The 19505-nt window shown below is 59.1% G+C and carries 21 protein-coding genes; 13 read left to right on the top strand and 8 right to left on the bottom strand.

All coding sequences use genetic code 11. From position 1 onward, the window contains the following. Positions 1–10 precede the first annotated feature (10 nt). The 4 genes from L8H52_RS18680 to L8H52_RS30445 all read left to right on the top strand — a co-directional run bounded on the left by L8H52_RS18680 (position 11) and on the right by L8H52_RS30445 (position 4415). Positions 11–802 (top strand): PhnD/SsuA/transferrin family substrate-binding protein, encoded by a 792-nt coding sequence (locus L8H52_RS18680; protein ID WP_242208213.1) that lies wholly within the window; start codon positions 11–13, stop codon positions 800–802. 189 nt (positions 803–991) lie between these two features. Continuing rightward, positions 992–1519 (top strand): sigma-70 family RNA polymerase sigma factor, encoded by a 528-nt coding sequence (locus L8H52_RS18675; RefSeq protein ID WP_242208214.1) that lies wholly within the window; start codon positions 992–994, stop codon positions 1517–1519. Further along, positions 1516–2529, top strand: a complete 1014-nt coding sequence (locus tag L8H52_RS18670) for an ABC transporter substrate-binding protein (RefSeq protein ID WP_242208215.1) — start codon at positions 1516–1518, stop codon at positions 2527–2529. Before L8H52_RS18675 ends, L8H52_RS18670 begins: the two co-directional genes overlap by 4 nt. A gap of 566 nt (positions 2530–3095) precedes the next feature. Continuing rightward, complete coding sequence (locus L8H52_RS30445) at positions 3096–4415, top strand: PAS domain-containing methyl-accepting chemotaxis protein (protein WP_277930442.1); 1320 nt, start codon at positions 3096–3098, stop codon at positions 4413–4415. 136 nt (positions 4416–4551) lie between these two features. On the opposite strand, the gene L8H52_RS18655 is transcribed toward L8H52_RS30445, so the two are convergent. The 3 genes from L8H52_RS18655 to L8H52_RS18645 all read right to left on the bottom strand — a co-directional run bounded on the left by L8H52_RS18655 (position 4552) and on the right by L8H52_RS18645 (position 7247). Then, the gene (locus L8H52_RS18655) at positions 4552–5103 is read right to left on the bottom strand and encodes a hypothetical protein (RefSeq protein ID WP_242208216.1); all 552 of its coding nucleotides are present in this window, start codon (positions 5101–5103) and stop codon (positions 4552–4554) included. Positions 5104–5256: 153 nt separating this feature from the next. Beyond that, positions 5257–6681, bottom strand: a complete 1425-nt coding sequence (locus L8H52_RS18650) for an MFS transporter (protein ID WP_242208217.1) — start codon at positions 6679–6681, stop codon at positions 5257–5259. A 125-nt stretch (positions 6682–6806) separates the two neighbouring features. Continuing rightward, positions 6807–7247 carry a PACE efflux transporter gene (locus tag L8H52_RS18645; protein WP_242208218.1) on the bottom strand — a complete coding sequence of 147 codons (441 nt, stop codon included), beginning with the start codon at positions 7245–7247 and terminating at the stop codon, positions 6807–6809. A 121-nt stretch (positions 7248–7368) separates the two neighbouring features. Here L8H52_RS18645 and L8H52_RS18640 point away from each other — a divergent pair, with 121 nt between their 5' ends. After that, positions 7369–8241 (top strand): LysR family transcriptional regulator, encoded by an 873-nt coding sequence (locus L8H52_RS18640; protein ID WP_242208219.1) that lies wholly within the window; start codon positions 7369–7371, stop codon positions 8239–8241. 139 nt (positions 8242–8380) lie between these two features. Here the strand turns inward: L8H52_RS18640 and L8H52_RS18635 are convergent, their stop codons facing one another. Next, on the bottom strand, positions 8381–9412 hold the full coding sequence (locus tag L8H52_RS18635; protein ID WP_242208220.1) for a LacI family DNA-binding transcriptional regulator: 1032 nt from the start codon (positions 9410–9412) through the stop codon (positions 8381–8383). Between the two features lie 215 nt (positions 9413–9627). Between L8H52_RS18635 and L8H52_RS18630 the strand changes: the two genes are divergently transcribed. Both L8H52_RS18630 and L8H52_RS18625 read left to right on the top strand, forming a co-directional pair. Beyond that, complete coding sequence (locus L8H52_RS18630) at positions 9628–10161, top strand: gluconokinase (RefSeq protein WP_007917804.1); 534 nt, start codon at positions 9628–9630, stop codon at positions 10159–10161. Between the two features lie 82 nt (positions 10162–10243). Continuing rightward, entirely contained in the window at positions 10244–11599 is a 1356-nt protein-coding gene (locus L8H52_RS18625; RefSeq protein ID WP_242208221.1) for a GntP family permease, read from the top strand. A 178-nt stretch (positions 11600–11777) separates the two neighbouring features. On the opposite strand, the gene alaC is transcribed toward L8H52_RS18625, so the two are convergent. Then, the gene (alaC, locus tag L8H52_RS18620) at positions 11778–12995 is read right to left on the bottom strand and encodes an alanine transaminase (protein ID WP_242208222.1); all 1218 of its coding nucleotides are present in this window, start codon (positions 12993–12995) and stop codon (positions 11778–11780) included. Positions 12996–13134: 139 nt separating this feature from the next. Here alaC and L8H52_RS18615 point away from each other — a divergent pair, with 139 nt between their 5' ends. The 3 genes from L8H52_RS18615 to L8H52_RS18605 all read left to right on the top strand — a co-directional run bounded on the left by L8H52_RS18615 (position 13135) and on the right by L8H52_RS18605 (position 14966). Continuing rightward, on the top strand, positions 13135–13797 hold the full coding sequence (locus L8H52_RS18615) for a LysE family transporter (RefSeq protein ID WP_242208223.1): 663 nt from the start codon (positions 13135–13137) through the stop codon (positions 13795–13797). Positions 13798–13865: 68 nt separating this feature from the next. After that, complete coding sequence (locus L8H52_RS18610) at positions 13866–14360, top strand: GyrI-like domain-containing protein (RefSeq protein ID WP_242208224.1); 495 nt, start codon at positions 13866–13868, stop codon at positions 14358–14360. 117 nt (positions 14361–14477) lie between these two features. After that, the gene (locus L8H52_RS18605) at positions 14478–14966 is read left to right on the top strand and encodes an N-acetyltransferase (protein ID WP_064389186.1); all 489 of its coding nucleotides are present in this window, start codon (positions 14478–14480) and stop codon (positions 14964–14966) included. Between the two features lie 136 nt (positions 14967–15102). On the opposite strand, the gene L8H52_RS18600 is transcribed toward L8H52_RS18605, so the two are convergent. Further along, positions 15103–15708, bottom strand: coding sequence for a pyridoxamine 5'-phosphate oxidase family protein (locus L8H52_RS18600; RefSeq protein ID WP_242208225.1), 606 nt, complete (start codon positions 15706–15708; stop codon positions 15103–15105). An 18-nt stretch (positions 15709–15726) separates the two neighbouring features. Continuing rightward, entirely contained in the window at positions 15727–16212 is a 486-nt protein-coding gene (locus L8H52_RS18595; RefSeq protein WP_242208226.1) for a GNAT family N-acetyltransferase, read from the bottom strand. Between the two features lie 140 nt (positions 16213–16352). On the opposite strand from L8H52_RS18595, the gene L8H52_RS18590 reads away from it, so the two are divergent. From L8H52_RS18590 to L8H52_RS18580, 3 genes are read left to right on the top strand one after another with little or no spacing between them, the layout of a single operon-like run. Then, on the top strand, positions 16353–16778 hold the full coding sequence (locus L8H52_RS18590) for an SgcJ/EcaC family oxidoreductase (RefSeq protein WP_242208227.1): 426 nt from the start codon (positions 16353–16355) through the stop codon (positions 16776–16778). 40 nt (positions 16779–16818) lie between these two features. Beyond that, positions 16819–17163 carry a YciI family protein gene (locus tag L8H52_RS18585; protein WP_242208228.1) on the top strand — a complete coding sequence of 115 codons (345 nt, stop codon included), beginning with the start codon at positions 16819–16821 and terminating at the stop codon, positions 17161–17163. Continuing rightward, positions 17156–18397: an RNA polymerase sigma factor gene (locus tag L8H52_RS18580; RefSeq protein WP_242208229.1), complete on the top strand. Its 1242-nt coding sequence runs from the start codon at positions 17156–17158 to the stop codon at positions 18395–18397. The genes L8H52_RS18585 and L8H52_RS18580 overlap by 8 nt, the downstream gene beginning before the upstream one ends. A gap of 228 nt (positions 18398–18625) precedes the next feature. On the opposite strand, the gene L8H52_RS18575 is transcribed toward L8H52_RS18580, so the two are convergent. Next, positions 18626–19480: a LysR family transcriptional regulator gene (locus tag L8H52_RS18575; RefSeq protein ID WP_242208230.1), complete on the bottom strand. Its 855-nt coding sequence runs from the start codon at positions 19478–19480 to the stop codon at positions 18626–18628. Positions 19481–19505 lie beyond the last annotated feature (25 nt).

The following is a 19505-nucleotide window of genomic DNA, read 5'->3' as shown; positions in this document are numbered from 1 at the left end:
AAAAATGTGTATGACCCAACACCACACCGAACTCCTGATGTACGTCGCCCCCGAGCCAATCCGCGTGGCGAATGAGCGCTGGATTGCGCGCATTCTCGAGCAACTTGGCCACACTCGCCTGAATGCTGAAGGCCTGTCATTGCCCGAACTCTGGCTATCCCCCGATCTGCTGCTCACACAAACCTGCGGCTATCCGCTGATGACTGCATTGCGCGGACACGTGCGCATCGTCGGGCGTCCTCGCTACGAACTGCCTGACGCCAGCGCCGGCAACCATTGCAGCCTGATCCTCAGCCGAGTTGACGACCCACGCAAAACCCTGGCGGACTTTCACAACAGTCGCGGGGTGATCAACAGCGAAGACTCCAATAGCGGCATGAACCTGTTGCGCCAGCGCTTGGCGCCACTGAATCAGGACGGACAATTCTTTGCCTCTGTCGGCATCAGCGGCGGCCATCGCGAGAGCCTGCGCTGGTTGCGCGAACACCGCGCCGATCTAGCCGCCATCGACAGCGTCACTTACGCCTATCTGGCGCAACATGCGCCGGAAGACGTCCGTGCCTTGCGGGTGATTGCGCGCAGTGCCCTGAGCCCGACCTTGCCGTTCATTACCGTCGCCAGCGCCACGGATGAACAGATCGAGCAGCTCCGACAGTTAATGAATGAAACCTTGCGCGAACTCCCTGATGTCGTGGAGACCTTGGGATTGCCTGAGGTGTTTGCGGCCAGTGAGCGCGATTATCAGATCCTCCTCGACTATCAGCGTGAGGCTGAAGAACTTGGCTATGGCCGCTTGCGCTAAAAGATCGCAGCCTTCGGCAGCTCTACAGGGGATCGGTGCAGGAGATGCCGAAGGCTGCGATCTTTTGATCTTTTATTTGTAAATGGAATATAAAAATTCGTTTTAAGTATTTTTAACGAATAAGGCGCCTTGCTACGATCGCGCCACCGGAACACCGGACATTCAGCGACCCCTCATCAAGGAGCCCCTATGTCCGGCGCCGAGCTTTCCCATCGCAACACCGTGGACGATCTGTTTCGCGCCCACTATCGCTGGCTCTGTGCTTACCTGCGCGGTCATCTGCACGACGCGGCCGGCAGCGAAGACATCGCCGCCGAAACCTTCGCGCAATTGCTTGAAGCCCCGGCACTTAGGGCCATTCGCGAACCTCGCGCCTTGCTGACAACCATCGCCCAACGCCTGCTCTATCAACGCTGGCGGCGTGGTGATCTGGAGCGTCGCCATCGTCAGCAGATCGACGTCGATTACGCCGCATCAGCGGAAGAACTCGTCCAGCTGACGCAAACCCTCAATCGCCTCGATCACAGCTTGCAACGCTTGCCCGACAAGGTCCGCACGACGTTTCTGCTCGCGCGCATCGACGGCCTGACTTACCCGCAAATCGCTGCCGAACTGGGCATCTCCCAGCGCTCGGTCAGCGAGTATATGAGCCGTTCCCAAGCGCTGTGCAATCGCCACAGCGCCAATCCATACCTGCAAGACAAGAGGTCCGCATGAGATCGATCAAAACCCTGCTCGGCACTTCGCTGCTGGCGTTGAGCCTGAGTGTCGGCGCTGTTTCGGCGGCGGAGAAAACCGCGCCGATCCACTTCGGCGACATCACTTGGGAAAGCGGCAGTTTCATCACCGAAGTGCTGCGCCTGATCGTTGAAAAAGGTTACGGCTACCCGACCGACACCTTGCCCGGCAGCACGGTCAGCCTTGAGGCCGCGCTGGCGAAAAATGACATTCAAGTGATCGGCGAGGAATGGGCCGGGCGCAGTCCGGCGTGGGTCAAGGCCGCAGCCGAGGGCAAGGTATTTGGCCTCGGCGACACGGTCAAAGGCGCCACCGAAGGCTGGTGGGTGCCGGAATACGTGATCAAGGGCGACCCTGCGCGCGGGATCAAAGCGCTGGCACCGGAGCTGAAATCGGTGGCTGACCTGCCGCGCTACAAGGATGTCTTCCGTGACCCGGAAGATCCGTCTCGCGGGCGCTTCCTCAACAGCCCGACCGGTTGGACCTCGGAAATCGTCAACAGCCAGAAGCTCAAGGCTTATGCGTTGAACGACAGTTTCGTCAACTTCCGCACCGGTTCCGGCGCGGCGCTGGATGCCGAGGTGGCCTCGTCGTTCAAACGCGGTAAACCGGTGTTGTTCTACTACTGGTCACCGACACCGCTGCTCGGCCGGTTCAAACTGGTGAAACTGGAGGAGCCGCCGTTCGATGCTGAGGCCTGGAAGACCCTGGCCGATGCCAATAACCCGAACCCCAAGGGCACCCGTTCAATGCCGGCGCGCCTGGCGATTGGCGTGTCGGCGCCGTTCAAGGCGCAGTATCCAGAACTGGTGACGTTCTTTGAAAAGGTCGATTTGCCGATTGATCTGTTGAACCAGACCTTGGCCGGGATGAGCGAAAAACGTTTGCAGCCGAGGGTGGTGGCAGAGGCGTTTTTGCGTGATCAGCCGCAGGTCTGGAAGCCTTGGGTGCCTGCGGATGTGGCGGCCAAAGCGTCTGGAAGTCTGTAAGTCGTTTCTGTTGTTTTTGTAGTGCTTCTTACGGCGCCTTCGCGAGCTGGCTCGCTCCCACAGGAGATATGCATTCCAATGTGGGAGCGAGCCTGCTCGCGAAAGCGTCCGCTCCGGCAACAATTCTCCCCGCGCTGAACCGTTTCTTGTGCAAAAAGTGCCAGATACTGGCCGACTAGTGGCCTTGCGCAAGGCCTGCCGCTGGCTATGCTTCCTGTAACTAACTATGTCGACCGTCATGCAAAAACATGCCGGATGCACAGCGTTGGTCCGTGAATTCATGCTGCCAGAGTGCGCAAGCCAAGGCACCGACACTGAACCAACAAGGAGCGTCGCTTACATGGAAGTTCTTCAACGCGTTAGGGCTGGCCCGCGTGCGGGCTATCAAGAGAAGGATGTCTTGATTAGAGCGTCGCTGCATGGACTCTCCGATTGATCATCATTTATCACCTGACAACTTCCTCCCGTGGAGGAATGCGTGTGCCTGTTCTGTGGAACGTAGTGGTGGATCGTGAAAGAACTGAACTTTCATCAAATCAAAAGTCCGCGCGGAAGGTGATACAACCATGTTCAACCTACATCACAAGGCTGACCTGCAGCAGATCGAGCGATTCAGCTGCGCCTTGACCGAGGCCAACGCCAAACTGGAAGCGATCAGCCGTTCGATGGCAATGATCGAGTTCACCCCTGAGGGCATCGTCCTGGATGCCAACGAAAACTTCTGCAAGACCATGGGTTACAGCGCCGATGAAGTGCGCGGTAAGCATCACCGGATCTTTTGTGAGGAAGCGTTTTATCGCAGTGAGGAGTACGCCAGGTTGTGGCGTGATCTGGCTCGCGGTGAACCCATCAGCGGCACTTTTCTGCGCTTGAACAAGGCCGGCAAAGAAGTCTGGCTCGAAGCCAGTTACATGCCGGTGTATGGCCCGGACAAGCAAGTCAGAAGCGTGATCAAAGTAGCGGCGGACATTACCGCGCGGATCAACAAGGAACATGAAGAAGAAAGCATGCTGGCCGCGATCAGCCGCTCGATGGCGGTGATCGAGTTCACCCCGGAAGGCAATGTCATCGCCGCCAACGACAACTTTCTGAAGACCATGCAGTACTCGCTCAACGAAATCGTCGGGCATCACCACAGCATGTTCTGCCATCGCAGTGAAGCGGAATCCTCGCAATACAAGGCATTCTGGGCCTCGCTCAATCGCGGCGAATATCACTCGCATCGTTTCGAGCGCAAGAACAAGTCCGGGCACATGGTCTATCTGGAAGCGTCGTACAACCCACTGTTCGACGCCAAGGGCCGCCTGTACAAAGTGGTCAAGTTCGCCAGCGACATCACCCATCAGATGACTACGTTGCAGAACGCTGCCGAATCGGCCCACAGCACTTCGGTACAAAATGACGCCTGCGCGCAAAAAGGCTCACAGGTCGTGCAGCAGACGGTGCAGATCATTCAGGACATTTCCCGCGACCTCAACGAAGCAGCGGCGAGTATCGATGCGGTGAGCAAACAGTCAGACATCATCGGCACCATCGTTCAGACCATTCGCGGCATTGCCGACCAGACCAATTTGCTGGCGCTTAATGCTGCGATTGAAGCGGCGCGGGCCGGGGAACACGGACGGGGTTTTGCGGTGGTCGCCGATGAAGTGCGCAGCCTCGCGGCAAGGACAAGCCAGGCGACCCTGGAAATTGTCGATGTGGTGCGCAAGAACCACGACCTGTCGCTGAGTGCGGTGTCGAGTATGCAGTCGAGTTTGAGCCGTACCGGGCTCGGGGTTGAGCTGGCGAATGAAGCGGGGGAGGTGATTCTGGAGATCCAGCAAGGATCGCGGCATGTGGTGGATGCGATCAGTCAGTTCAACGAAACCCTGCAACTGAACTGATTTTTCCTGAACACACAAAAAACTGTGGGAGCGAGCCTGCTCGCGAAGGCGGCGGAACATTCAACATCTACGTTGATTGGTTCACCGCCTTCGCGAGAAGGCTCGCTCCCACATTTGATTTCAAGCGACCTGGAGATCAAAGCGCAGCGAGAAACTTGTCCGCCTGCTTGTCGCTGTCCTTCACATCGTTGTCTTTCTCAGCCTGCGCCAGCTTCATCTTGTCCTGCAAACGCTCGGCGATCTCTTTGCCGATGGCCAGTTGTTTCTCCGGCGGCATGGCTTTGATGTCGTCTTCGGTCAGCCCCATCGACTGCAGGATACTGTCGCGCAGACGCTGTTCCGGCGTTTTGCTCATGTAGTCCTTGAACTCGTCGGTAGCCGAGGTGCCGGTGCTCGTGGTCGACGTGGCATCGGTCGATTGCAGGCCCACGCGCGTTTTGGCGAACGCTTCGTCGACATTGTCGCTGATGCGCGAGGCTTCACTGACTTGCTGGGTGGCGATCTGCGTGGCCGAGTCCTGCACTTTGGCGGTGGCTTCAGCGGTTTGCGCCTGAGTCTGGTTTTGCAGGGTTTGCAGCATGGCGCCGTGCAGGCCACCTTGCAGACCGGCTGCGGCGGTGGACGTCGCATCGTCATTCAGCGCTTTGGGCAAGTGAATGATTTGCTGTTGTTTGGCACTGATCAACATGATGTGCGGACCTGTAGGTAATTGCTGACTGGCGTAGTGGAGCAATTACCGTGCCTTCTGAATAAATCCTTTTATTTCAATAAGTTGATCATTGGTCAGGTGTTGGCGGCGGTCATCCCTTGCCGATAAGCGGCAGAGGATGACCGTTGCCTCTCAGCGATGGGCAATGTTCTCCAGCGCCAGATTGCGCGTGCGCGGACCGAACCAGCCGATGGTCAGCATCACGATCAGCATGCTGCTGACGATGAACGCCAGTACGCCCGGTGTGCCGAAGTTGTCGAGAAACAGACCGATCAACAAACTGCTGAACACCGTCGACAAACGACTGAACGAATAGCAGAAACCCACCGCGCGGGCGCGGATGTTGGTCGGGAACAGTTCGCTCTGGTACGAGTGATAGCTGAAGCTCAACCAGGCATTGCAGAAGGTGATCATCACCCCGCAGAAGATCAGCCCGAACGCACTGGTCTGTAGCGCGAACAAGGTGCCGAAGGTCATCGCGCCGAGGGCCGAGCCGACGATCTGCCATTTGTTCTCGAAACGGTTGGCAAACTTGACGAACAGCAACGGCCCGAGCGGGTAGGCGAGGGTGATGATGAACGCGTACATCAAACTGTGCGTAACGCTGACACCCTGGCCGGACAGCAGCGCTGGCAACCAGTTGCCGAAACCGAAGAACCCGATGGCCTGGAAGATGTGGAAGACGATCAACATCAACGCGCGACGGCGATAGGGCGGTTGCCAGATATCGGCGAAGCGGCCCTTGCCTTCGACGTCGACCGGGACCGTTTCCGGCGTATCCAACGGTTTGCCGTGATCTTTCTCGCAGCGTGCTTCGATGCCATCGAGAATCCGGTTGGCTTCGTCAAAGCGGCCATGCTGTGCCAACCAGCGCGGCGACTCCGGCAGGCGTTTGCGCAACCACCAGATAAACAGCGCAAACACCGCGCTGGCCAACACCACCCAACGCCAGCCGCTGATACCGAATGGCGCTTGCGGCACCAGCCACCACGACATCAGCGCCACCGCCGGTACCGACAGGAACTGCACGAAAAACGCGAAGGCAAACGCCGAACTGCGCATGCGTTTGGGTACCAGTTCGGAGAGGTAGGCGTCGATGGTCACCAGTTCGATGCCCAAACCGATGCCGACCAGAAAACGCATGCAGATGATGCCCAGCGCCGAACTCTGAATGCCCATCAACACCGTCGCCACCGTGTACCAGACCAGGGCGAAGGTGAAGATCGCGCGGCGGCCAAAGCGATCCGCCAGCGGGCTGAGCAGGCTGGCGCCGAGGAACAGGCCGAGGAATGTTGCCGAAGCAAACGCCGCTTGATCGGAGAAACCGAACACGCCCTGATTGCCGGTGGCGAAGATGCCGTCGCGGATCAGACCGGGGCTGATGTAGGCGGTCTGGAACAGATCGTAGAGTTCGAAAAAACCACCGATCGACAGTAGCGCCACCAGCCGCCAGATCGTTGCGACCGCCGGAAGGCGATCGATGCGGGCGGACACCTGGGCGGCGCGGATCGGGTCGATGCCGTCGCTTTGCGCGGCGGCGGGGGCGTGAGCAGTCATGGGCTGATCCATTTTTTATTGATGGAAAAGCTTAGCCTGCTATCGGAGTTAACGGATTGTGAATATCGGCGGTTTATCCCGGTAAATCGCTGATTTCTCGCAATATCCGCTTACGAATTAACGATTTATGCCGCAGCCGGCGAATCCGGCAATGCCGAGGCAGGCAGCCCGAAGATCCGGTCGAACAGCCAGTTGAAGGCGAACGTGTAGCACGGAATGAAAATGATCAGCGCCAGATCCAGCAGAAACGCCTGCACCAGGCTGATGTTCATCCACCAGGCGATCAACGGAATCAGGAACACGATCAACGTCAGTTGAAAACCGACCGCGTGAGCGATGCGCCGTTTCACTGTGCGAGTGCGCGAGCGCTGACGGCTTTCCCAGTGTTCGAACATCGAGGTGTAGATGAAATTCCAGGTCACGGCGATGGTGGTAATGATCACCGCCAGCGGCCCGGTGCTGCCCGGCGAGGTGCCGGACAACAGTGCCAGACCGAGGGCCGAGAAGGTCATGCCGATTACTTCGTAGAGCGACACGTAGACCAGTTTGCGTTTGACGCCTTGCATGGGGTTTGCCTCATTCTTGCCATTTGTTGGCCAGCGGGGCTGGCGAAGGCGGCGAAAGATAGCTTCAATAGGGCTGACAGAAAAAGTCGGTAGCTTTCAGTTTTGTTGATAGGTGTGAAAAGTGAATTTCAACAGCGACAGCATCGAGCTGTTTCTTGCCGTGATCGAACGCGGCTCGTTTTCGGCGGCAGCGCGGGCGCTGGGCAAAGTCCCATCGGCGGTGAGCATGGGCATCGGCAATCTTGAAGCCGAACTGGGTTATCTGCTGTTCGACCGCAGCCACCGCGAACCGCAACCGACGGCGATGGCGCTGTCGCTGGTGCCCCACGCGCGATTGATCGCCGAGCAACTCAAACACCTGCAAGTGCACGCGGTGGAATTGTCGCTGGGGCTGGAGAGCAAGTTGTCGATCGGCGTGGTCGCGGACATCGACCGCCGTCGTTTGCTGGCGGCGATCAAGGTGATCGCCGAGCGGCATCCGCTGCTCGACATCGAAGTGCTGACCGCACCGCAGGATGACGTGCTGGCGATGCTGCACAGCGGCCGGGTCAGCGTGTGCCTGGCGTTCGCCGGGCTGAGCATGAACGTGCTGGAGCGTTTTCAGTTTGTCGGCAGCGAACGGATGATCGCCACGCTGGCAGCGGACAGCCCGCTGTTGCAGGGGCAGGATGTGTTTCTTGAAGACCTGGTGCAGGTGCGGCAGATCATCGTTGCCAGTCGCGACTTGCCGATCAGCGAAACGCGGCCATTGGTGGCGCAATCGTATTGGCGCACCGACAGCCTTGAGACGGCGATGGAAATGGTCGAAGCGGGAATGGGCTGGGGCAATTTTCCGCTGTCGGTGGTGCAGGCGCGGTTGGACAGCGGACGGCTGAAACGCCTGAATTTCCGCAATATCGAAAACGGACTGGTGATGCCGGTGCATGCGGTGTGGCTCAAGAGCCAGCCCTTACAAAAAGGCGCACTGGCCCTCGTCGACCTGCTCAGCCATTGAACATTGTGCAGATCCAACTGTGGGAGCGAGCCTGCTCGCGAAAGCGTCGTGTCAGTCGGCACATGCTTATCTGACACGACGCTTTCGCGAGCAGGCTCGCTCCCACAGGGATTGTGTTTCAACCTTGAATCTGTGGCGGTCAGGTACTTTCGCGAATCTTCAGTTCGAAGCCCATGTCTTCCACCGGCCGCGCCACGCTGTTACCCGCCATCAATGTCAGCATCTGCTCCGCCGCGCGCCGGCCAATCGCTTCACGCGGGGTGTTGATGCTGCTCAGGCGCGGCACCATGTGCTCGGACATCGGCAAGTCGTTGAAACCGAGAATCGCCACTTGTTCGGGAATCTTGATGCCGTGGCGCAACGCTTCCAGCAAGGCACCCTGCGCCAGGTCGTCGTTGCCAAAGAAGATCGCATCAACATCCGGATGCGCCGCCAGCAACTGCAGGAACAACTCACCGCCTAGGCCCACCGACGAGGCACGCGGTGTCAGCACTTCCAGATCCGGGTCGTAACGCCCGGCCTTCTGCAACGCTTTGCGGAAACCTTCACCGCGCAGCAACGTACGTTGATCGAGCTGCGCGCCAATGTAAGCGAGACGCTTGCGTCCACGAGAAAGCAAATGCTCCGCCGCCGTTTCACCGGCGCTGAGCTGCGAGAAACCCACGCAATTCACGCCAGCGGCACTGTCCAGCTCCATCATGTACACGCAGGGAATATTGCTCGCCTCGATCATCCGCCGCGAACTTTCCGTGCGATCAAACCCGGTCAGCAGGAAACCGCGCGGCTGATAGGCCATGTAGTTGCGCAGCAGGTTTTCTTCTTCATCGCGCGAATAGTGGAAGTTGCCGATCAGCACTTCAAAGCCTTTGGGCGTGAGCACCCGATGAATGGCTTCCAGCGTATCGATGAACAGCAAGTTGGACAGCGACGGCACTAACACCACCACTGAATGGCTCTGCGCCGAGGCCAGCGCACGGGCGGCGGGGTTCACCACATAGTTGAGTTCGAGCGCGGCTTTCTGGACTTTTTCCACCAGTTCCGTGGCCACGGTGCTGACCCCGCGCAAGGCGCGGGAGGCGGTAATCGGGCTGACGCCGGCCAGGCGGGCAACTTCGTTCAGGGTGGGACGGCCGGTGGTGCGGGTATTTTTATCGTTTTTAGGGGGGGTCATCGACGGCTTGCCAAACAAAAATCAAGGCACTAAGGTAGCGCTGTCCTGATGCAGCTGTAAATGCGTAAGCGAGGTCCTGCCTGATCTTCGCTTTTTGGCGTTGGGAACAAACCTGCTGCAACCCAAAAAAACGACAAGAAGGCGTCGGCAACTTCTGCCTGTGCACTAGAGTCATAGCTAGCAAAGGTAGCGCTGTCTGCGCGCTGAGGTGTTATATGAGTCATCCCATCACCGCCCTGGTCATCATGGGCGTTGCCGGTTGCGGCAAGACGTGCGTCAGCGAGGCCCTGTGCCAATTGAGCGGCGCCACTGCCATTGAAGGCGATACTTTCCATCCGGCCGCGAACATCGAAAAGATGAGCGCGGGGATCCCCCTGAACGACGACGACCGTGCCGGCTGGCTCGACAGCCTGTGCGATGAACTGCGTCGCGTCGATGCGTCGGGCAAACGCCCGGTGCTGACCTGCTCGGCCCTTAAACACAGTTATCGCGAAGTGCTGCGCAGCGCCTTGCCGGGCCTGGGTTTCGTGTTTCTTGAATTGACCCCTGAAGTCGCCGCTGAGCGTGTGTCCCATCGTCCGGGCCACTTCATGCCGGCCACGTTGATCGAAAGCCAGTTCGCCACCCTCGAATCGCCCAAGGGCGAGCCGTTGACGTTGGCCCTGAATGCCTCGATCCACAGTGTTGAAGAACTGGCGTCCCAGGCTCACGTCTGGTGGCAGGCCCACGGTCTGAAACAGGCGGTATGAGTGTGTTGAAAGAGCTAGCGCGGTCCTCCCGACTTCTGTTTAACCCGCTTTAATAACAACAACAATCCAGGAGACACCCCCAATGTTTGGCATGTCCCACGACGCGTTTCTGCTGCTTGATGCAGTGGTCACGGTGATCGGACTGATTGTCCTGATCACCAAGTTCAAGCTACACCCGTTTATCTCCCTGACCATTGCCGCCGCGTTCCTCGGTCTGACTTCCGGTATGCCGGTCGGCACCATCATCAAAGCGTTCCAGGACGGCTTCGGTGGCGTGCTCGGTTTCGTCGGCATCATCCTTGCGCTGGGCACCATGCTCGGCAAAATGATGGCCGAATCGGGCGGGGCGGATCAGATCGCCCAGACCCTGATCCGTGCGTTCGGTAAAGACAAAGTCCAGTGGGCAATGATGTTCGCCGCGTTCCTGGTGGGCATTCCGTTGTTCTTCGAGATCGGCTTTGTCCTGCTGATTCCACTGGTGTTCATCGTTGCGCGCCGCACTGGCGTGTCGATCATCAAGATCGGTATCCCGCTGCTCGCCGGTTTGTCCGCCGTGCACGGTCTGGTGCCACCGCACCCGGGCCCGCTGCTGGCCATCGGCGTGTTCGGCGCTGACATCGGCAAGACCATTCTCTACGGTCTGATCGTTGCGTTGCCGACCGCGATCATTGCCGGTCCGATCTTCGGTACGTTCATTGCCAAGCACATTCCGGGTCATCCGAATCAGGAACTGGTCGATCAACTGGCCCGTGAAAACGATGACTCGGCCACGCTGCCGAGCTTCAGCATCACCCTGATCACCGTGCTGCTGCCGGTGTTCCTGATGCTGCTGAAAACCTTTGCTGACGTGGCGCTGCCGGACGGCAACTTCTTCCGCACCTGGATGGACATGATCGGTCACCCGATCTCGGCGCTGCTGCTGGCGTTGCTGCTGTCGCTGTACACCTTCGGGCACAAGCAGGGCATCGGTTCCCAGCAGATGCTCAAGTGGCTCGACGCCAGTCTGGCGCCAACCGCCGCGATCATCCTGATCATCGGTGCTGGCGGTGGCTTCAAGCAGATGCTGGTGACCAGCGGTGTGGGCGACGTGATCGGCCACATGGCGGTCAGTGCACAGATCTCGCCGATCCTGCTGGCGTGGCTGGTGGCAGCGGTGATTCGTATCGCCACCGGTTCGGCGACTGTGGCAACCATTACTGGTGCGGGCATTGTGGTGCCGGTGGTGGGGATGATTCCGGGCGTTAACCGTGAGTTGCTGGTACTCGCTACCGGCGCCGGTTCGTTGATCTTGTCGCACGTGAATGACGCCGGTTTCTGGCTGGTGAAGCAATACTTCAACATGACCGTGGCCGAGACGTTCAAGACCTGGACGGCGATGGAAACCATCCTCTCGGTGGTTGCGTTGGGCTTTATCCTGCTGTTGTCGCTATTCGTTTAAATAGCTTCTTGCAGACACAAAAAAACCGCAGCGATGCGGTTTTTTTGTACGTGGATTTCGTGGTTCACCCAAAACCAATGTGGGAGCGAGCCTGCTCGCGAAAGCGGTGGGTCAGTCAACATTGATGTAGCTGACACGACGCCTTCGCGAGCAGGCTCGCTCCCACAGGGGGCAGGTGTCAGTTACCGGTTTTCGGGGCCAGGCCATCCGCCCGGAACATCCCGCGAATCCCGCGTACAGCCTGACGAATGCGGTCCTGGTTTTCGATCAGCGCAAAGCGCACGTGATCATCGCCATACTCACCAAAACCCACCCCCGGCGAGACGCAAACCTTGGCCTCGGCCAGCAGTTTCTTGGCGAATTCCAGCGAACCCAGATGCGCGTACTGCTCAGGAATCTTCGCCCAGACATACATCGACGCCTTCGGATTTTCGACCATCCAGCCCAGCTCATGCAGACCTTTCACCAGCACGTTGCGGCGCTGGCGATACTGCTCGGCGATGTCGCGCACGCACTGCTGATCGCCTTCCAGCGCCGCGATCGCCGCGACTTGCAGCGGAGTGAAAGTGCCGTAATCGTGGTAGCTCTTGATCCGCGCCAGCGCGTTGACCAGTTCCGGGTTGCCGACCATGAAACCGATGCGCCAGCCGGCCATGTTGTAGCTCTTGGACAGGGTGAAAAACTCCACCGCGATGTCCTTGGCGCCCGGCACCTGCATGATCGACGGCGCTTTCCAGCCGTCGTAGACGATGTCGGCGTAAGCCAGATCGTGAATCACCAGCACGTCGTATTGCTTGGCGAGAGCGATCACGCGTTCGAAGAAATCCAGTTCCACGCACTGCGCGGTCGGGTTCGACGGGAAGCCGAGGATCATCATTTTCGGTTTCGGAATCGAGCCACGAATCGCCCGTTCCAGTTCATCGAAGAAGTCCACGCCGGGCACCAGCGGCACCGAACGCACCTGCGCGCCGGCAATCACCGCGCCGTAAATGTGAATCGGGTAGCTCGGGTTCGGCACCAGTACGGTGTCGCCCTGATCCAGGGTGGCCAACATCAAGTGCGCCAGGCCTTCCTTGGAACCGATGGTGACAATGGCCTCGCTTTCCGGGTCGATGTCGACCGAGTAACGATCCTTGTACCAATTGGAAATCGCCCGGCGCAGACGCGGAATGCCCTTGGATGTCGAGTAACCATGGGTGTCTTCGCGTTGCGCAACTTGTACAAGTTTTTCGACAATGTGCGGCGGCGTGGCGCCGTCGGGGTTGCCCATGCTCAAGTCGATGATGTCTTCACCACGACGACGCGCGGCCATCTTCAGCTCGGCGGTGATGTTGAAAACGTAAGGGGGGAGTCGATCTATGCGCGCAAAGCGGCGCGGCGAACCTTGTTCAGCCATTGTTGCCTCGGATAACGTAAGCGCCCGGAACCGTCCGAGCGACGCTGGTCACTGCGGTGACCTGTGGCGGAAGATAAGGGCTGTGATGGCATACTGTCCAGCGCGTTTTTCAACAAATCTTGCCCAAGGAAATCGGTAGATGGAATTCACCAGCGGCTTCTTGCTGAGCCTTTCGCTGTGCCTGGATATCGGCGTGGCCAATATCGCCATGATCACTCTGGCGATGCAGCGCGGTTACTTTCAGGGTTTCGCTTTGGGCCTCGGCACTTGCGTTGGCGACCTGATTTACGCGGTGCTGGCACTGGCCGGGATGACCGTGTTGCTGCAATACGAAAGCGTGCGCTGGGTGCTGTGGATCGGCGGTTCGGTGCTGCTGATCTACTTTGCGGCGAAGATGATTTACTCGGCGATCCACCACGAAGCGCAATTGGCCGCGACCGCTGAGGTGGGGCAAAACTCGCATCGCAAGGAGTTCTTCCGGGGGATTTTTCTCGCCATGTCGTCGCCGAGCGCGATTCTCTGGTTCGCTGCAGTGGGCGGTACGTTGATCGCCCGTTCCGGTGGCGGAGGCCCACTGAGTTCGGCGCTGTTTCTTGGCGGGTTTCTTTGCGCCGGGCTGCTGTGGTCGGCGGGTTTGTGCTTCGCGGCGAGCCACGGCGGCAAGCTGCTGGGCGACAAGCTGTTGCGCTATTCCTACATGGCATCTGCAGCGATCTTCTGCTATTTCGCGGTCTACGTGATCGTATCTGGCTACAACGAATTTGTCGGCTCAGGCGCCGTCGAGCAGTTGCACGCGCTGTAATCGTGCGAAACGGGTTTGGCTTTCTATACTCCCAGCCGAACCCCTTTTTTTGTGCCAGGAGTCGAGTCATGGATGAGCAAAAACGCGTCGAAGTGGCTGAACCTCGCTTCGAACATGGACACTTTCTGCTGATTGCAGGTTTGCGCGGTCGATTTACTCAAGACACGGCCAGGGACATCCCGGCGCTGTGGGAAAAGTTCTTGCCGCACCTGGGAAAGATTCAGGGGCAGAAAAACGAAGTGACCTACGGGGTCTGCAGTAATTTCGACGGCAAGGGCGGCTTCGATTACATCGCCGGGGTGGAAATCAGCAAGCTCGACGACCTCGACCAGAAGGTCTACCAGTGGGTCGAAGTGCTGCCCCGGCAATACGCGGTGTTTGAGCACAAGGGACCGCTCGAGCAATTGCCGCAAACCCTGCAATACATCTACAAGACCTGGTTGCCGAGCTCCCATTACGTGGAACTCAACGCCCCGGAGCTGGAACGTTACAGCGCGGATTTCAATCCGAAGAAGCACACCGGCAAACTGGAAATCTGCGTGCCGGTCGATACCAAGGGCTGAACCAGCAATGAGGCGGATCAATGATCCGCCTCGTGCGTTTGCGCTGTGTGCGGATCGATATGCCCCCGCGATTCCTTTATGCTTTCGGCACTTTCTTCTGCTGATTTCCGAGCTGCCATGAACACCGTCATCCGCAACGTCACCGCCGCCGACCTGGATCGCTGCTACGCCATCGAAACCGTTGCCTACGAGGGCGACGAAGCGGCCACTCGCGAGAAGATCGCCACGCGCATCGCCACCTGGCCGGAAGGTTTTATCGTCGCTGAGGTGGATGGCGTGGTGGCAGGCTTCGTCAATTCCGGCGCGGCGTTTGATGTGCAGATGTCGGACGAGGCGTTCAAGGAACTGATCGGCCACGATCCGAAAGGGCCGAACGTGGTGATCATGTCGGTGGTGGTGCACCCTGATTATCAGGGGCAGGGTTTGGCCAAGCGCTTGATGGGCGAGTTCATCGAGCGTATGCGCGGGATGGATAAGGCGACGATTCATTTGATGTGCAAGGAAAAGCACATTCCGTTGTATGCCGGGTTTGGCTTTGCTTACATCAAACCGTCGGAGTCGGATCACGGCGGCATGGCGTGGCACGAGATGATTCTTACTCTCTGACCCAACACTGATCAAAACTGTGGGAGCGAGCCTGCTCGCGAAGAGGCCGTGTCAGCCAACCAATTTGTTGACTGATATGACGCTTTCGCGAGCAGGCTCGCTCCCACAGGGTGTTGTGGCGTTTGAAAATCCGCGTTTAGTAGAGGGTGTCGCTTACTCTTTTTGGGGCTTCGCGGTCGTAGGTGTCGGCGTCGAACTCGCCGTCATTCAGGCGTTTGTGGAAGGCGCCGGCAGAGGGCAGGGCCGAGCGCGGCAGATGGGTTTCAGGATTCCACGCATCCGAACGGACGAAGGCTTTCGAGCAATGAAAAAACGCCGCTTCCACCGTCACCAGCAACACGGTTTTCGCCGGTTTGCCATTCACCGCAAAACTCTCCAGCAGCGCCGGCTCTGCGCTGATCACCGCCGTGCCATTAACCCGCAACGTTTCACCAATCCCCGGAATGATGAACAGCAACGACACCCGCGAATCCTGCAGCACATTGCGCAAGGTATCGATGCGGTTGTTGCCCGGGCGATCCGGCAGGGCCAGGGTGTTTTGATCAATGATCCGCACAAAGCCCGGCGCATCCCCGCGCGGCGAATTATCCAGGCCATCGGCGCCCACCGAGCTGACGATCACCAGCGGCGAGACGCGCACCATCGCCTGATAATCTTCGTTGAGAAAACCGATCTGTTTGCGTACCGCCCGCTCGTGGGGCAGTCCGTAAATCGCTTCCAGCGCTTCGATTGAATCGATCATCCTTGCTCTCCCGCTGACTTAGAAAAACAGCCCCATGCGCCGCTCGTAACCGATCCGGCCTTTGTACGCTTCCCCGCTGTCGACGTAGCCGTGCTTGGCGTACAGCGCGATCGCGGCATCGTTATCAGCGTCCACCGACAATTCCAGACCTTTGATCTCCGGCCACGCCTGACGCGCAACCTCGGGCAGCGCTTGCAGACAGGCCTTGCCGTAACCCTTGCCCTGCGCGCGGCGATCGACCTGCAACGCATGCAAGGTGGCGCTGTGTTCATCGGCCCAGGCCGGCAATACCGGCGGGCGCTTGAGCAGCAGAAACGCCACCGGCACGTCCTCCGCCAGCAGGGCAAAACCCTTCACGCCGGGGCCGGGTTTCGACAGCAGGGTGTGCAAGGCACCGTGGATATCACCGGAGAACTTGATCTGTTCGGCATGGATTTCAATCGCCTCGACTTGCTGACGCTGTAAGGCGTTCAGGCTGTCGTACGGCACGAGTTGGGCTGACACGGGAATTTCCTTTTTCCTACAAGTTAAGTCGCCGATTCTAGCGATTTTGTCTTCTGTAGAATTTTTTTGTTTGCTCTGTCGATCTGCCCGATCGCCGGACGACTAAGGGTGTCTTCACAACAAAAACCACGGAGAACACCATGAGTGCACAAGCTGAAATCCAGACCCTGATCAACACCTACCGCGAAGCCGTCATGACCAAGGACGTGGAGAAAGTCATGGCGTTGTACGCCGACGACATCGTCTCCTTCGACGCGATCAAGGCCCTGCAATTCAAGGGCAAAGCCGCCTACCGCGAGCACTGGGTGGCGTGCATGGAAATGTGCCCCGGCCCGCACGTCTTCGAATTCCATGAAATCGCCATCGAAAGCGCCGACAACATCGCTTTCGCGCATTGGGTGGCCAACTGCGGCGGCACCAACGACAAGGGCGAAACCCAGAGCTGCTGGATGCGTGTCACCGCCTGCTATCGGCAGGTCGGCGGGGCGTGGAAAATCGCCCACGAACACTGGTCGGCGCCGTTCGATCCGATGAGCGGCGCGACCCTGTTCGATGTGACTCCCTGATCTTCAGCCATAGTTGAACCGTCCGATTCAGGAGAACGCCATGAAGTATTTATGCCTGGTCTACAGCGATGAACGCCTGCTGCATGCATCGCCCGACAGTCCGGAAGACGCCGAGTGCTGGGCTTATGCCGAGTCGATTCAGGGCAGCGGCCGGATGGTTGCCGCCGAGGCACTGGAGTCGGTGCAGACTGCCACCACGGTGCGTATGCGCAACGGCAAACTGTCGATCACCGATGGCCCGTTCGCTGAAACCAAGGAGCAATTGGCCGGTTTCTACCTGATTGACGCCAAGGATCTCAACGAAGCGATTCAGGTCGCCGGCAACATTCCGGCGGCGCGGGTGGGCAGCGTAGAAGTGCGCCCGGTGCGGCAGTTGAATGTCTGAAGTCCGGGCGCGGGTCGAGCAGGTCTATCGCGAAGACTCGCGGCGGATACTGGCGACGCTGATTCGTCTGCTCGGTGATTTCGACCTCGCCGAAGAAGCCTTGCACGAGGCGTTCTTCGTCGCGGTCGAACGCTGGCAGCGCGACGGCGTGCCGGACAATCCGCGCACCTGGCTGGTCTCGACCGGGCGCTTCAAGGCGATTGATGTATTGCGCCGCCGCGCGCGGTTCAAGGCCTCGCAGCCATTGTTGTTGGCGCAACTGGAAGAACTGGAACAGGCCGACTGGAGTGGCGAGGATGTGGAAGACGATCGCCTGCGGCTGATCTTCACCTGTTGTCACCCGGCGCTGGCGGCGGACGCGCAAGTGCCGCTGACCTTGCGTGAAGTCTGCGACCTCACCACCGAGGAAATCGCCCGCGCCTTTCTCTCCGCGCCAGCGGCGATTGCCCAGCGCATCGTGCGTGCAAAAGCCAAGATTCGTGATGCGAAAATCCCTTATCAAGTACCGAGCCTGAGCGAATTGCCCGAGCGCCTCGACAGCGTGTTGCGGGTGATTTATCTGGTGTTCAACGAGGGGTATTCGGCGTCGGTCGGGGCTGAGTTGACCCGTGAGGACCTGACTCGTGAGGCGATCAGGCTGGGGCGACTGTTGATGGAGTTGCTGCCAGAACCGGAGGTGATGGGGCTGTTGGCGATGATGTTGTTGCACGAATCGCGACGCTCGGCGCGCACTTCGCCGGACGGTGAATTGGTCTTGCTGGATGATCAGGATCGCTCGCGCTGGGATGCCGATCTGATCGCCGAAGGTTGTGCATTGGTCGAGCGTGCGCTGACCACGCGGCGGTTCGGGCCGTATTGTTTGCAGGCGGCGATTGCGGCGGTGCATGCCGAGGCGCCGTCGGCGGGGGAGACGGATTGGGAGCAGATCGTTGGCTTGTATGACGTGCTGTTGCGGGCAGTGCCTTCGCCGGTGATCGAGTTGAACCGGGCGGTGGCGGTGGCCAAGCGTGATGGGGCGCTGGCGGGGCTGAATCTGATTGAGGGGATTTTGGCGCGCGGCGAGTTGCAGGATTATCACTTGGCGCATTCGGCGCGGGCGGAGTTCTGTCGGCAGTTGGGTCGGGTGGCGGAGGCGCGGTCGGCGTATCTTCGAGCATTGGAATTGACGCGGCAGGAGCCGGAGCGGCGGTTTATTGAAGGTCGGCTTTCGGCGCTGGAATTGCCCTCACCCTAGCCCTCTCCCAGAGGGCGAGGGGACCGATTGGGGGATGCTGTAGAAGTACGCCGACCTGAACGCTCAGCGGTGAATCCATAATCGACCCAAATTTCACGACCATATATACCGCAGCAATCAATCCATAATCGACTCGGTCTCTCAGGTCGATGTCTGACGCAAGACACCTCGGTCGGCCCCCTCTCCCTCGGGGAGAGGGCTGGGGTGAGGGTGGCTCTATCTTCACCGCTATTCCAGCATCTTGCTCAACAACCAACTGCCCGCCGGCCCCGGTGGATACAGGCGCGACCACAACGCATCGACAAACACCGGTTTCGGCCACCCACGCACCTTCAATTCCACCAGCAAATCATTGCCATAACGCTGTGCCAGCCAGCGCGGCAACGGCGCCCAGCCAAAACCTTTCTCGGCCATTTCCAGCAGCATCAGGTAACTCGGCGCCGACCACACCCGACCTTTGCCACGACTGTCATACGGATTGACGATCGTCGCCAGACGCAACTCGCGATGCTGCTCGAGGATGTGCTGATCAATGTGATCAAGCTTGGCCAGCGCATGGTTGCGATTAACGAACAAGGCGATCTCCGTGCGCTCGGCCACGGTCGAGGTGACCAGATCCGGCGGATAGCTCTCTTGCATTTCCGCGAACGCGAGATGCGCGCGACCACGCTGCACCAACTCGACCAGGTCATCGCATTCGGCGATCAGACATTCCAGCTCCAGATCCGGATAACGCTGCTCGAACCCGACCAGCGCCGCTTCAAAACGGTACGACTGATAAGTATCGGAAATCGCCACCGTCAGTTTCGGCTCGACGCCTTGGGACAACTGCCGCGCAGTCATTTCCAGGCGATTGCTGGCCGCCAGAATCGCCTCGGCGCGTTGCAGCATCACATGCCCGGCCTGGGTCAGGGTCGGTTTGCGACTACTGCGATCGAACAGCTGCAGATCCAGATCGATCTCAAGACTGGCCACCGCCGCGCTGATGGTCGACTGGCTGCGCCCGAGCTTGCGCGCCGCTGCTGAAAACGAACCTTGGGTGGCAGCCTGGACAAATGCCAGCAGCACTTCTTGGGAAATCATCAACTATCGCCTTGATCGATGGTTA

It is taken from the genome of Pseudomonas sp. CROZ-RG-20F-R04-15 (assembly GCF_022662375.1).
Taxonomy (GTDB): Bacteria; Pseudomonadota; Gammaproteobacteria; order Pseudomonadales; family Pseudomonadaceae; genus Aquipseudomonas.
Note: the sequence above shows the minus strand (reverse complement) of the source record. Positions and strands in the feature narration are given on the sequence as shown.

Bases quoted from the DNA above. Each gene is read 5' to 3' on its own strand.
- L8H52_RS18670 (WP_242208215.1), top strand. From the start codon at position 1,516: ATGAGATCGATCAAAACCCTGCTCGGCACTTCGCTGCTGGCGTTGAGC.
- L8H52_RS18585 (WP_242208228.1), top strand. From the start codon at position 16,819: ATGAAGTATTTATGCCTGGTCTACAGCGATGAACGCCTGCTGCATGCA.
- L8H52_RS18600 (WP_242208225.1), bottom strand. From the start codon at position 15,708: ATGATCGATTCAATCGAAGCGCTGGAAGCGATTTACGGACTGCCCCAC.
- L8H52_RS18675 (WP_242208214.1), top strand. From the start codon at position 992: ATGTCCGGCGCCGAGCTTTCCCATCGCAACACCGTGGACGATCTGTTT.
- L8H52_RS30445 (WP_277930442.1), top strand. From the start codon at position 3,096: ATGTTCAACCTACATCACAAGGCTGACCTGCAGCAGATCGAGCGATTC.
- L8H52_RS18610 (WP_242208224.1), top strand. From the start codon at position 13,866: ATGGATGAGCAAAAACGCGTCGAAGTGGCTGAACCTCGCTTCGAACAT.
- L8H52_RS18655 (WP_242208216.1), bottom strand. From the start codon at position 5,103: ATGTTGATCAGTGCCAAACAACAGCAAATCATTCACTTGCCCAAAGCG.
- L8H52_RS18580 (WP_242208229.1), top strand. From the start codon at position 17,156: ATGTCTGAAGTCCGGGCGCGGGTCGAGCAGGTCTATCGCGAAGACTCG.
- L8H52_RS18645 (WP_242208218.1), bottom strand. From the start codon at position 7,247: ATGCAAGGCGTCAAACGCAAACTGGTCTACGTGTCGCTCTACGAAGTA.
- alaC (WP_242208222.1), bottom strand. From the start codon at position 12,995: ATGGCTGAACAAGGTTCGCCGCGCCGCTTTGCGCGCATAGATCGACTC.
- L8H52_RS18630 (WP_007917804.1), top strand. From the start codon at position 9,628: ATGAGTCATCCCATCACCGCCCTGGTCATCATGGGCGTTGCCGGTTGC.
- L8H52_RS18615 (WP_242208223.1), top strand. From the start codon at position 13,135: ATGGAATTCACCAGCGGCTTCTTGCTGAGCCTTTCGCTGTGCCTGGAT.
- L8H52_RS18625 (WP_242208221.1), top strand. From the start codon at position 10,244: ATGTTTGGCATGTCCCACGACGCGTTTCTGCTGCTTGATGCAGTGGTC.
- L8H52_RS18590 (WP_242208227.1), top strand. From the start codon at position 16,353: ATGAGTGCACAAGCTGAAATCCAGACCCTGATCAACACCTACCGCGAA.
- L8H52_RS18575 (WP_242208230.1), bottom strand. From the start codon at position 19,480: ATGATTTCCCAAGAAGTGCTGCTGGCATTTGTCCAGGCTGCCACCCAA.
- L8H52_RS18680 (WP_242208213.1), top strand. From the start codon at position 11: ATGACCCAACACCACACCGAACTCCTGATGTACGTCGCCCCCGAGCCA.
- L8H52_RS18635 (WP_242208220.1), bottom strand. From the start codon at position 9,412: ATGACCCCCCCTAAAAACGATAAAAATACCCGCACCACCGGCCGTCCC.
- L8H52_RS18650 (WP_242208217.1), bottom strand. From the start codon at position 6,681: ATGACTGCTCACGCCCCCGCCGCCGCGCAAAGCGACGGCATCGACCCG.
- L8H52_RS18605 (WP_064389186.1), top strand. From the start codon at position 14,478: ATGAACACCGTCATCCGCAACGTCACCGCCGCCGACCTGGATCGCTGC.